We start from the raw sequence: 13,603 nt of genomic DNA, 5'->3' as shown, positions 1-13,603 counted from the left end.
ACCGGGCGATCCACACCGACACCAAGGGCCTGCCCGGCCGCTCCTACGGCCGCTGGGGCGGCTTCGTCGACGGCATCGACGAGTTCGACGCCGCGTTCTTCCACATCTCGCCGAACGAGGCCGCCGTCCTGGACCCGCAGGAGCGGCTGTTCCTCCAGGAGGCGTGGCACGCGTTCGAGGAGGCCGGCCACGCCCCGTCGGCCTGGCGCGGCCGGGACGTCGGTGTGTTCGCCGGGGTGATGTACAACCAGTACCAGCTGTACGGGGTCCAGGACGAACCCGGCCTGGTGCCGTCCTCGTTCGCCGCCTCGATCGCCAACCGCGTCTCGTACTTCCTCGACCTGCGCGGGCCGAGCATCGCCCTCGACAGCATGTGCTCGTCGTCCCTGACGGCGATCCACCTCGCCGTCGAGGCGATTCGGCGGGGCGACTGCGAGGCGGCCCTGGCCGGCGGCGTCAACCTGCACGTCCATCCCAACAAGTACCTGCTGCTGAGCCAGTCGTCCTTCCTGTCCACCGACGGCCGCTGCCGGGCCTTCGGCGAGGGCGGGGACGGCTACGTGCCCGGCGAGGGCGTCGGCGTGGTGCTGCTGCGCCCGCTGCGCGACGCGCTGCGCGACGGCGACCACGTGCACGCCGTCATCCGCGGCACGACCCTCAATCACGGCGGCCGCACCGGCGGCTTCTCGGTGCCCAACCCGGCCTCCCAGGCCGCGCTGATCGCCCGGTCGCTGGCGGACTCGGGCGTGGACCCGGCCGAGCTCGGCTACCTGGAGGCGCACGGCACCGGCACCAGCCTCGGCGACCCGATCGAACTCGACGCCCTGGAGCGGGCGTTCGACCAGGCCGGCGCCGGTCGCGGCCCCTGGCCGATCGGTTCGGTCAAGTCGAACATCGGCCACTTGGAGTCGGCCGCCGGCATCGCCGCCGTCAGCAAGGTCGTGCTCCAGTTCCGGCACCGGCAGCTGGTGCCCTCCCTGCACGCCGACCCGCTCAACCCCGCCGTGGACTGGGACGGTTCGCGCTTCCGGGTGCAGCGCGCCACCGAGCCGTGGGCGCCGCGCGAGGGCCGGCCGCGCACGGCGGCGATCAGCTCCTTCGGCGCGGGCGGCTCCAACGCCCACCTGGTGCTCGCCGAGCACCCTGCCGAGGCGGTCGCGCCGGCGCCGGCCGAACCCCGGCTGTTCGTGCTCTCCGCCAAGGACGCCACCCGACTCGACACCGTGGTCGAGGAGTTGCTCGCCCACCTGGAGCGGACGGCCGACGCAGACACCGCGTCGGCGCTGGAGGCGATCCTGACCGAGGTGGTCGGCTTCCAGGCCGACCCGCGCGAGCCGCTGGCCGAACTCGGCCTCGACTACCCGCGGTTGGCCGAACTCGCGCACCGCGTCGAGGCGGCCTTCGGCGTCCGGCCGCCGATCGACGAGGGGACCACCCCCGCCGACCTGGCGGCCCGGCTCGCGACGCGGGCCCCCGCGGTGGACCTGGAGGCGCTCGCCTACACCCTCTGGGCCGGCCGCGACCACCTGGACGAGCGGCTCGCCGTCGTCGCCACCACCACCGCCGAGCTCATCGAGGCCCTGCGCGCCGGGACCGGCCACCGCGGCCGCCGCCGGCGCGCCGCGGCGCCCGTCGCGGCCGGCGACCTGCGGACCCTCGCCGGCGCCTGGGTCGAGGGCGCCGAGATCACCCTCGCCCCGCCCGTGTGTCCGCGCCGGCTGTCGCTGCCCGGCTACCCGTTCGCCCGCGAGCGCCACTGGGTCGAGACCGCCCCCGCGGGCGCCCGCCCGCGGGCCGAGGCGGTCGAGCTGGTCGAACTGGCCGACGGGGACGTGCTCACCGCGCGGACATCCCGGGCGGACCAGCCCTGGCTGGCCGACCACACCGTGGACGGCACCGCCATCGTCCCGGGCGCCTTCCTCGTCGAGCTGGTCCTGCACGCCGGGGCCCGGCTCGGCTGCCCCCGGATCGCCGAGCTGGTGATCCAGGCCCCGCTGCTGTTCGACGACGCCGACCTGCGGGTCACCGTCCGGCCCGCCGACGCGGACGGCCGGCGCGAGTTCGAGCTGCACGCCCGCCCGACCGGCGGCGCCTGGACCCGGCACGCCACCGGTGCCCTCGACCCCGCCCCCGCCGACACCCCGAGCACCCCGCCGCTGCCCGGCGACGCCGAGGAGATCGACGTCACCCGGCTCTACCACGGCCTGACCGGGTACGGACCGGCCTTCCAGGGGCTGCGCCGGGCCTGGCGCGCCGGCGAGGCCGTGTACGCCGACGTGCTCGTGCCCGGCGGGGACGCCGGGCCGTACGCCCTGCACCCGGTGCTGCTCGACTCCGCCCTGCACGCGGTGGCGCTGACCGGCGTCATCGACGGCGACCGCCCGCGGCTGCCGTTCGCCTGGTCGGGCGTCCGGGTGCACAACCCCGGGGCGACGGCCGCCCGGGCCAGGGTCGCCCACCTGGGCCCCGACACCGTCGAGGTGCGGCTCACCGACCCGGCCGGCCGCCCGGTGGCGACCGTCGAGTCGGTCGTCCTGCGCCCGGCCGGTGCCCCCGCCGACCCGCTGTACCGGGTCGAGTGGGTCCCGATGGACCCGCCCCGGCCGGAGCGGGCCGCCCGCTACGCGGTGGTCGGCGCCGACCCGGCCGGCGCCGCGGCCGCCCTGACAGCGTCCGGCGCCGAGGTCGTCCGGGCCGCGGAGCTGTCCGCGCTGGCGGACGTGCCGCCGGTGGTCGTGCTGCCCGTCGCCTCCGACGGGCCGGACGGCGCCGCCGCCCGCGCGCTCACCCGGCGGGTGCTCGACCTGATCCAGGAGTGGCTGGCGGGGGAGCGGTACGCCACCGCCCGGCTCGTCCTGCTCACCACGGCGCCCGACCCGGCCACCGCCGCCGCCTGGGGCCTGGTGCGCTCCGCGCAGTCCGAGCACCCCGGCCGGTTCACGCTGGTCGAGGCCGACGACCTCACCGACCTGCCGGCCGCGCTGGGCTCCGACGAGCCGCAGCTGTCCCTGCGGGACGGCGCCGTCCGGGCGGCCCGCCTCGTCCGGATGCCCGCCGAGGCCGCCGAACCCGGGCCGCGCGACCACGGCACCGTCCTGGTCACCGGCGCCGCCGGCGCCCTCGCCGGTCCGGTCGTCCGCCACCTGGTCGAGCGGCACGGGGTCCGTGACCTCCTGCTGGTCAGCCGCAGCGGCCGGGCTCCGGAGGGCCTGGCCGGCCTCGACGCCCGCGTCGAGACCGCCGCCTGCGACGTCGCCGACCGCGCCGCGCTCGCCGCGCTGCTGGCCGGCCGGACGGTCGGCACGGTGATCCACGCCGCGGGCGTGCTCGACGACGGGGTGGTCACCACCCTCGACGCCGAGCGCCTCGACGCCGTACTGCGCCCGAAGGCCGACGGCGCGAGCCACCTGCACGAGCTGCTGCCCGACGCCGACCTGGTGCTGTTCTCCTCGGTCGCCGGCGTCCTCGGCGGCCCCGGCCAGGGCAACTACGCCGCGGCCAACGCCTTCCTCGACGCCCTCGCCCGGCACCGGGTCGCGGGCGGCGGCCGCGCCGTCTCGGTGGCCTGGGGCCCCTGGGCGACGGACGAGGGCATGACCGCCGACCGCGCCCGGCTCGCCCGGGCCGGCATCGAACTGCTGTCGGCGGACGCCGCGCTGCGCCTGCTCGACGCCGCCCTGGCCGGCACCGAACCGGAGGTGGCCGCGATCCGCCTCACCCCCGGCCGGTCCGCCGCCATCCCGCACCTGCTGCGCGCGCTCGTGCCGCCCGCGCCCGCGACGGCCGACCCCGCCCTCGCCGGGCTCGCCGCGCTCGACCCGGACGAGCGGCGCACCCGCCTGTCGGCCGTCGTCCGCGGCCAGGCCGCCGCGGTGCTCGGCTACGCCGACGCCGGCGCGATCGAGTCCGACCGCTCCTTCCAGGAGCTCGGCTTCGACTCGCTGAGCTCGGTCGAGTTCCGCAACCGGCTCGGCGCCGCGCTCGGCCTGACCCTGGAGGCCACCCTGGTCTTCGACCACCCCACCCCGGCCGAGCTGGTCGTCCACCTCGACGAGCGGCTCGGCGGCGCGGACCGTTCGGGCGACCTGCCGTCGCTGTTCGCGGCCTTCGACCGGCTGGCCGCCGAGCTCACCGCCGCCGCCACCGACGACCTCGCCCGCGACCGGGCCGCCGAACGCGTCCGCGGCCTGCTCGACGAGCTGACGCCGCACGCCGCGCCGGGATCGCTCGACCCCTTCGAGACCGCGACCGACGACGAGGTCTTCGCCCTGATCGACGCTGAACTCGGCAGCCCGCTGCCGGGACTGGAGGACCGTACCCGATGACCACCGACGACAAGCTGCGCGAGTACCTGCGGCGGGTCACCGCGGAACTCCAGTCGACCAAGCGCCGACTGCGCGACCTCCAGGACCGCTCCGCCGAGCCGATCGCGATCGTCGGCATGGCCTGCCGCTACCCCGGCGGCGTCGCCTCGCCCGACGACCTGTGGAAGCTGGTCGCCGAGGGCCGGGACGGCGTCAGCCGGTTCCCCGCCAACCGCGGCTGGGACCTCGACGCGCTCTACCACCCCGACCCGGACCACCCCGGCACAACCACCGTCATGCAGGGCGGGTTCCTGCACGACGCCGCCGAGTTCGACGCCGGGTTCTTCGGCATCTCGCCCAAGGAGGCCCACTACACCGATCCGCAGCAGCGAATGATCCTCCAGGCCTCCTGGGAGGCCGTGGAACGGGCCGGCCTGGACCCGACCGTCCTGCGGGAGAGCCGCACCGGCGTCTACACCGGCGTGATGCACCACGACTACCCGGGAGCCCAGGGCGCGGGCAGTGTCGTCTCCGGGCGGGTGGCCTACCAGCTCGGCCTGCGCGGCCCCGCCGTCACCGTGGACACCGCCTGCTCCTCCTCGCTGGTCGCCCTGCACCTGGCCGTCAAGGCCCTGCGGCGCGGCGAGTGCGACATGGCGCTGGTGGGCGGTGCGACGGTGCTGGCGACCCCGACCGCCTTCGTCGAGTTCAGCCGCCAGCGCGGGCTGGCCCCCGACGGGCGCTGCAAGCCGTTCGCCGCCGCCGCCGACGGCACCGCGTGGTCCGAGGGCGTCGGCGTCCTCGTGGTCGAGCGGCTGTCGGCGGCGCTCGAGGCCGGCCGGCCGGTCCTCGCGGTGGTGCGCGGCAGCGCGATCAACCAGGACGGCGCCAGCAACGGCCTGACCGCCCCCAACGGCCCCGCCCAGCAGCGGGTCATCCGCGAGGCCCTGGTCGACGCGGGCCTCACCCCCACCCAGGTCGACGTGGTCGAGGCGCACGGCACCGGCACCCCGCTGGGCGACCCGGTGGAGGCGCAGGCCGTGCTCGCCGCCTACGGCAAGGAGCGCGCCGAGCCGCTGCGACTGGGCTCGATCAAGTCCAACCTCGGGCACACCCAGGCCGCGGCCGGTGTCGCCGGGATCATCAAGATGGTCATGGCGATGCGCCACGGCGTGCTGCCCAGGACCCTGCACCTGGACGAGCCCACCCCGTACGTCGACTGGTCGGCGGGCGCCGTGGAGCTGCTGGCCGAGGACTCGCCCTGGCCGGCCGGCGCCGAACCCCGGCGGGCGGGCGTCTCCTCGTTCGGCGTCAGCGGCACCAACGCCCACGTGATCCTGGAGGAACCGCCCGCGGCGGCCGACCGGGACGAACCCGCCGAGGACGCCCCCGGGCCGTGGACCTGGGCGCTGTCCGGCCGGTCGGCCGCCGGGCTGCGCGCCCAGGCCGAGGCGCTGACCGGGTACCTGGCCGCCCGGCCCGCGCTGCGGGAGGGCGACGTCGCCCTCTCGCTGGCCACCACCCGGGCCGCGCACGAGCACCGCGCCGTCGTCCGCGGCGCCGACCGCGCCGAGCTGACGGCCGGTCTGGCCGAACTCGCGGCCGGCCGCCCCTCGGCGGCCGTGGTCGAGGGCACCGTCGGCCCGTCCGGCGGGGTGGCCTTCCTCTTCCCGGGCCAGGGCTCGCAGTGGCGGGACATGGCGGTGGAACTGCTGGACACCGACGAGGTGTTCCGGGCCCGGATCGCCGAGTGCGCGGCCGCGCTCGCCCCGCACGTCGACTTCGACCTGGAGGCCGTGCTGCGCGGCGCGGGGGACCTGGAGCGGGTCGACGTCGTCCAGCCCGCCCTGTTCGCCGTGATGGTCGCCCTCGCCGAGGTCTGGCGCTCGCTGGGCATCCGGCCCACCGCCGTGGTCGGCCACAGCCAGGGCGAGATCGCCGCGGCCTGCGTGGCCGGCGCGCTCACCCTGGAGGACGCCGCCCGGGTGGTCGCCCTGCGCAGCCGGGCGCTGCCGGCACTCTCCGGCCGCGGCGGGATGATGTCCGTCGCGCTGCCCGCCGACCAGGTCCGCGAGCGGCTCGGCCGCTGGGACGGCCGACTGGCGGTCGCCGCCGTCAACGGCACGTCCTCGGCGGTCGTCTCCGGTGACGTCGACGCGCTGGACGAGCTCCTCGCCGCCTGCGAGGCCGAGGAGGTGCGGGCCCGCCGGGTCGACGTCGACTACGCCTCGCACTGCTTCCACGTCGAGGCCGTCCGCGACCAGGTCCTGGAGGCGCTCGCACCGGTGCGCCCGCGCGCCCCCGAGGTGCCGTTCTTCTCCTCCGTCGAAGGCCGGTGGATCGACGGCGACGACGCCTTCGACGCCGACTACTGGTACCGCAACCTGCGAGAGACGGTCCGCTTCGACGAGGCCGTCACCGCGCTCGTCCGGCGCGGCTGCACGACCCTGCTGGAGGTCAGCCCGCACCCGGTGGTCACCAACGGGGCGCAGGAGACCGTCGAGGCGCTCGACGCAGACGCCGCGGTCGTGCACACCCTGCGCCGCGACGAGGGCGGCCGGGCCCAACTGCTCACCGCGCTCGCCCAGTTGCACGTCAGGGGGGTGCGGCCGGACTGGTCGGCGGTGTGGCCCGGCGCCCGCCGCGTCGAGCTCCCCACCACCGCCTTCGTCACCGAGCCGTACTGGCGCGCCGACGACGACCCGGCCGCCTTGGGCCTGGACCTCGTCGACCACCCCGTCCTGCGGGCCTGCCTGGGCGGCGAGCAGACCGTCCTGACCGGCCGGCTCTCCCTGACCGCCCTGCCCTGGCTGGCCGACCACGTCGTCGACGGACTGGTGGTGCTCCCGGGCGCGGCCATCACCGAACTGGCCGCCCGGGCCGGCGACGAGGTGGGCTGCGCGGTCGTCGACCAGCTCACCCTGCTCACCCCGGTCGTCCTGCCCGAGGACGCCGAGGTCCGGGTGCGGCTCGACGTCGCGGCGCCCGCCGAGGACGGCTCCCGCGCACTGACCCTGCACACCCGCACCGGCGGGACGGATCACTGGACCACCCACGCCACCGCCGTCCTGCTACCCGACGACGCCCGACCGGCGCCCACGCCGGTCGCCTGGCCGCCGGCCGACGCCGAACCGCTCGACGTGGAGGAGCTCTACGCCCGGCTGCGCGGCGCCGGGCTCCCGTACGGCCCGGCCTTCCGCGGTGTGCGGGCGCTGTGGCGCGGCCGCGACGGCGCCGTGTTCGCCGAGGTCGCGCTGCCCGGCACCGAGCCGGACGGCTTCGTGCTGCACCCCGCGCTGCTCGACGCCTGCCTCCACCCGGTGGCGCTCGGCGGCTTCCTCACCGGGCCGCCCGACCGGCCCTCGCTGCCCTTCGAGTGGACGGGCGTGCGCGTCCACGCCGTCGGCGCCGACTCCGTCCGGGTGGCCGTCACCGCGGCCGGGCCCGACGCCGTCCGGATCGAGCTGGCCGACCCGTCGGGCGCGCCGGTCGCCACGGTGGACACGCTCGTGCTGCGCGCGCTGCCCGAGGGCGCCCTGGGCCGGTCGGACAGCCGCGACCTGCTGCGCCCCGCCTGGGTGGGCCGCGCCCTGCCCGACGGCGCCGCGGTCGACTTCGCGGTGCCCGACCCGGACCTCGCCGCGCTGCTGAAGCGTCAGCCCGCCACCGGCACCGCGCCGTTCGTCCTGGTCCCGGCGCCGACCGGTGAGCCGGCCGCCGCCGTGGCGAGCGCGCTCACCACGGTGCAGGAGTGGCTCGCGGACGAGGGCTCCGCGGCCGCGACCCTCGTGGTGGTCACCCGCCGGGTGCGCGAGGACGTCGCCGAGGCCGCCGTGGCCGGCCTGGTGCGCTCCGCCCAGGTCGAGCACCCCGACCGCTTCCTGCTGCTCGACCTGGCCGACGACTCCGACGCCACGCTCACCGCGGTACCCGCCGCGCTGGCCGCCGGTGAGCCGCAGATCGCGCTGGCCGACGGCGCCGCCACGGTGCTCCGGCTGGAACGCGCGGCGCCGACCGCCGACCCGGCCGAGGACCCGGCCGCGGGGCTCGGCAAGGTCCTGGTCACCGGGGCCTTCGGCACCCTCGGGCAGCTCGTCGCCCGCCACCTGGTCGACGCGCACGGCGTGCACGACCTGGTGCTGGTCGGCCGGCGCGGCGCACGGACCCCCGGCGCGGCCGAGCTCGTCGACGCGCTGACCTCCGCCGGCGCGACGGTCGAGGCGGCGGCCTGCGACGTCTCCGACCGCGCCGCACTGGCCCGGCTGGTCGACGGCGCCGGCTTCACCACCGTCGTCCACGCCGCGGGCGTCCTGGACGACGTCCTGGTCACCGACCTGACGCCGGAGCGCCTCACCCGGGTGCTGGCACCCAAGCTCGACGCGGCCCTGCACCTGCACACCCTGCTGCCCGACGCGCGGCTGGTGTTCTTCTCCTCGGCGGCCGGCCTGCTCGGCGGGTTCGGACAGGCCAACTACGCGGCGGCCAACGCCGGACTCGACGCCCTGATCCGGCTGCGCCACGCCCAGGGCCTGCCGGGGGTCTCCCTGGCCTGGGGCCTGTGGGAGGCCGAGAGCACCATGACCGAGGGGGTCGACCGCGACGGCTTCGGCCGCTCGGGCTTCCTCGCGCTGTCCGACCGCGCCGGCCTCGCCGCCCTGGACGGCGCCCTCGCCTCCGACGAGCCGGTGCTCGCACCCATCCGGCTCGACCCGGCCACCCTGCGCGCGATGGGCGACGGGGTGCCCGCCCCGCTGCGCGCCCTGGTCGGTGCGCCGGCCCGCCGCACCGCCGCCGGCGGCGGCGTGGCCGTCGACCCCGAACTGGGCGCCCGCCTGGCCGGCAAGACCCCGGCCGACCGGCAGCGGGTGCTGCTCGACCTGGTGGCCGCGCACGCCGCCGCCGTCCTCGGCCACGGCTCGGCGGACGGCGTCGACCCCGACCGGGCCTTCAAGGACGTCGGCTTCGGTTCGGTCAGCTCCGTCGAACTGCGCAACCGGCTCTCCGCCGCCACCGGCCTGCGGCTGCCCGCGACCGTGGTCTTCAGCCACCCCAACCCGGCCGCGCTGGCCCGCCACCTGGACGACCTGCTGGCCGGCGCGCAGGCCTCGGCGCCCGTCGCGGCCGCCTCCCGGCAGGCCGACGCGGACGACCCCGTCGTCCTCGTCGGGATCGGCTGCCGGCTCCCCGGCGGCGTCGCCACGCCGGAGGACCTCTGGGAGCTGCTGAGCGCCGAACGCGACGGCATCGGCCCCTTCCCCGAGGACCGCGGCTGGCCGGTCGACCGGTACGACCCGGACCCGGCCGCCGCCGGGCACAGCTACGTCCGGCACGGCGGCTTCATGGCCGGCGCGACCACCTTCGACGCGGCCTTCTTCGGGGTGTCGCCGCGCGAGGCCGCCGCGATGGACCCGCAGCAGCGCCTCCTGCTGGAGACCGTCTGGGAGGCCTGCGAGGACGCCGGGATCGACCCGGCCACGCTGCGCGGCACCCGCACCGGCGTGTTCGTCGGCTCCATGTACCAGGACTACGGCCGCCTCCTGGAGGGCGCGGCGGCCGAGGGCTTCCTCGCCCCCGGCGTCGGCGGCGGCGTGCTGTCCGGCCGGGTCGCCTACAGCTACGGCCTGGAGGGCCCGACCATCACCGTCGACACCGCCTGCTCGTCCTCCCTGGTCGCCCTGCACCTCGCCGCCCAGTCCGTCCGGGCGGGGGAGTGCGACCTCGCGCTGGCCGGCGGCGTCACGGTGCTCTCGACGCCGATGGTGTTCGTCGAGTTCAGCCGCCAGCGCGGACTGGCCGCCGACGGCCGCTGCAAGCCGTTCGCCGCCGCGGCCGACGGCACCGCGCTCGGCGAGGGGGTCGGCATGGTGCTCGTCGAGCGCCTCTCCCGGGCCCGCGCCCTCGGCCACGAGGTGCTGGCCGTGCTGCGCGCCAGCGCGGTGAACTCCGACGGCGCGAGCAACGGCCTCACCGCGCCCAACGGCCGTGCCCAGGAACAGGTGATGCGGGCGGCCCTCGCCGCAGGCGGCCTGCGCCCCGCCGACGTGGACGCGATCGAGGGGCACGGCACCGGCACGGCGCTCGGCGACCCGATCGAGGCCCAGGCGGTGCTGGCGGTCTACGGTCAGGACCGCCCGGAGCCGCTCTGGCTGGGCTCGCTCAAGTCCAACCTGGGGCACGTGCAGGCGGCGGCCGGCATCGCCGGCGTCATCAAGGCCGTGCTGTCCATCCGGCACGGGCTGCTGCCGCGCAGCCTGCACCTCGACGAGCCGTCACCGCACGTCGACTGGAGCACCGGGAACGTCGCCCTGCTGAGCTCGGCCCAGCCCTGGCCCGAGCGGCCGGGCCCCCGCCGGATGGGCGTGTCCTCGTTCGGGATCAGCGGGACCAACGCCCACGTGGTGATCGAGCAGCCGCCGGCGGCGCCCGTCGCCGAGCCGGCCGGGCCCGACCTGGAGGGCGTGCCGTGGCTGCTGTCGGCGCGCTCCGAGACGGCGCTGTCCGCCCAGGCCGCCCGCCTGCTGGCGGCGGACACCACGGACCTGCCCGCCGTCGCCCGCGCCCTGGCCACCACCCGGTCCGCCCAGCGGTACCGGGCGGCGGTGACGGGCGCGGACGAGCCGGCGATCCGTACCGCGCTGACCGCCCTGGCGGACGGCCGGACCGACCCGGGCCTGCGCCGCGCGACGGCCGGCCGGCCCCGGCTCGCCCTGCTGTTCACCGGGCAGGGCAGCCAACTCCCGGGCATGGGACGGGAACTGTACGAGACCTTCCCGGTCTACGCGCGGGCCTTCGACGAGGTCTGCGGGCTCTTCGACCTGGGCAGCCCGCTGCGCGAGGCGGTCTTCGGCGAGGAGGGGCCGCTCGACCGCACCGAGTACACCCAGGCGGCGCTGTTCGCCCTCCAGGTGGCCCAGTTCCGGCTGCTGTCCTCCTGGGGCGTGACGCCCGACCTCCTGATCGGCCACTCCGTCGGCGAGCTCTCCGCCGCCTGCGTGTCCGGCCTGATCCCGCTCGACCGGGCCGCCGCGCTGGTGGCCGCCCGGGGCCGGGTGCTCGGCGCCCTCCCGCCGGGCGGCGCGATGATGTCGGTCCGGGCCTCCGAGGAGGAGGTGCTCGCCCTGCTCGACGGCCGGGCGGACCGGGTGGCGATCGCCGCCGTCAACGGTCCCGCGGCCGTGGTGCTCTCGGGGGAGGACGAGGCCGTGACGGCGGTCGCCGCCGAGCTCGTGGCCCGCGGGCACCGCACCCGCCGGCTGAACGTGGGCATCGCCTTCCACTCGCCGCTCGTGGAGCCGGCGCTCGCCGAGTTCCGCGAGGTGGCCGCGGCGGTACGGTTCGGGACGGCCGGGATCCCGGTCGTCTCCACCGTCCGCACCGACGCGCCGATGGACTCCGCCGACTACTGGGTGGACCAGCTGCGCGGATCGGTCCGCTTCTCCGACGCCGTCCGCCGCGCCCACGAGGACGGGGCGACCGCGTTCCTGGAGCTCGGCCCCGACGCGGTGCTGGCCCCGGCCGCCGCGGTGTGCCTTCCGGACCTCCCGGTCCGCCCGGTCGCCCTGTTGCGACGGGACCGGACGGACGTCCGCGCGGCCACCGAGGCGCTGGGCGCCCTGCACACCCACGGGGTGCCGGTGGACTGGGCGGCCGTCCACGAGGGCAGGCCGCTGCGCCGGGTGTCGCTGCCGCGGTACGCGTTCCGCAGCCGGCACTACTGGCCCGAGGTCGTCGTGCCGAAGGCCGTCGAAGCGGCGCCCGCGGTGCCCGAGCCCGTGGCGCCCGCCCCCGCGGACACCGTGCTCGCCCCGCTCTGGTCCGCCCTGGAGAACGACGACGTCGCCGCGGCGCTGGGCCTGCTCGACCTGCGGGGGGACGAGACGCCCGCCGAGATCCTCGCAGCCCTCGGCCGACTGCGCTCCGGCGCCCGGCTCCCGGTCGTGCAGACGGCCCGGTGGCGGCGCGTCCCGGACGGCCCGGCCCCGGCCCTCGACCGGGACGTGCTGCTCCTCGCCCCGCCCGGGGGCGACGACGACCTGGCCGACGCGCTCGCCGGGGCCCTGGCCCGGCACGGCGCACGCGTGCGGACGGGCGGCGCCGAGCGGCCGGACCTCGTCGTCGCGCTGCCCGGGGCCGAACCGGTCGCGGCGCCCGGCGTCCCGCGGTGGGCCCTCGGCACGGACGGCGGCGACCCGGTCGGCGACCACCTGGTGATCCTGCCGCCGGTGGTCGACGCCCGGGCCCGGGCCCGGCTCTGCGCGGTGATCGCCGAGGGGCACCCCGAGGCCCGGATCGAGGCGGACGGCGTGTCCGTGCGCGAGTACCGGACGGTGGAACCGGCCGAGCGGTGGCGCCCGGCGGGCGACGTCCTGCTGGCCGGCCTCCCGGACGGGCTCGCCGGGGCGGTGGCCGAGGAGGTACGGCGTTTCGGCGCCCGCTGCCTGGTGGCGGGGGGCTCCCCCTGCCCGCCCGGTGCCGTCCGGCTCGCCGAGGCGGAAGGTGCGGTGGCGCCGACGGCGGCGATCGTCGGGGCCGGGGTGGACCCGGGGACGGTCGGGAAGGACGGGACGGTACCGCTGGTCGCCGTCGTGTCGGTGGGGGAGCGGGTGTCGGAGCCGTCGGCCGGGATCCTGGCCCTCGGTCGCTCCGCGGTCGCGGTGGCGGTCGCTCCGGGGCTGGACCCGCGGGCGGCGGCGGCCGGGCTGTTCCGGGCGCTGACGGCGGGTGAGCCTGCGGTCCGCCTCGTCGACGGGGACGCGCTTCCCGCTGCGACGCCGGGGGCTGCCGCCGCCGGGACCGAGGCGTCGGGGGCCACGGCCCCCGCGCCCGAGGTCTCCGCGCCGGTTGTTTCCGTGCCCGTGCCCGTGCCCGTGCCCGTGCCCGTGGCCGTGGCCGTGCCCGAGCCCGTGGCCGTCGAGCCCGACGCCGCTCCCACCGCTCCCGCCGCTCCCACCGCGGACGCGGCGGATACCGCAGAGGACGAGCCCGGGGCCGGCCCCAACCGGGAGGCCGAACTCTGGCTGGCGCTGGCCGCGTTGCCGCGCGACCAGTGGCAGGACGCCGTCCTGGGCGGTGTCCGCGGACTGGTGGCCGCGGTGCTGGGGCACGCGTCCGTCGACGAGGTGGGCGTCGAGGACGAGTTCTTCGACCTCGGTCTCACCTCCGTCACGGCGATCGAGCTGCGCGACCACCTCGTCGCACTGACCGGCCTCGACTGGCCCGCCGACGTGCTGTACGAGAACCCGACGCCGCAGATCCTGGCGGACCTCGTCATCGACCGGCTGGCCGCCGCGATGGACTGA

At 77.6% G+C, this 13,603-nt stretch carries 2 protein-coding genes (1 of these 2 only partly in view); both read left to right on the top strand.

The features are described from left to right. Positions 1 to 4,325: the 3' portion of an SDR family NAD(P)-dependent oxidoreductase gene (locus tag ACIBEC_RS17800; RefSeq protein WP_360493061.1), read on the top strand. 2,614 nt of this gene lie to the left of the window's left edge; the window shows 4,325 of its 6,939 coding nt (coding positions 2,615–6,939); its start codon lies off the left edge, out of view; it ends in the stop codon at positions 4,323 to 4,325. Continuing rightward, complete coding sequence (locus ACIBEC_RS17795; RefSeq protein WP_360493058.1) at positions 4,322 to 13,603, top strand: SDR family NAD(P)-dependent oxidoreductase; 9,282 nt, start codon at positions 4,322 to 4,324, stop codon at positions 13,601 to 13,603. The genes ACIBEC_RS17800 and ACIBEC_RS17795 overlap by 4 nt, the downstream gene beginning before the upstream one ends.

The sequence above is a fragment of the Kitasatospora sp. NPDC051164 genome, assembly GCF_044455625.1.
GTDB lineage: Bacteria > Actinomycetota > Actinomycetes > Streptomycetales > Streptomycetaceae > Kitasatospora.
The sequence above is the reverse complement of the archived record's forward strand: the minus strand, read 5'-3'. Positions and strand labels throughout refer to the sequence as shown.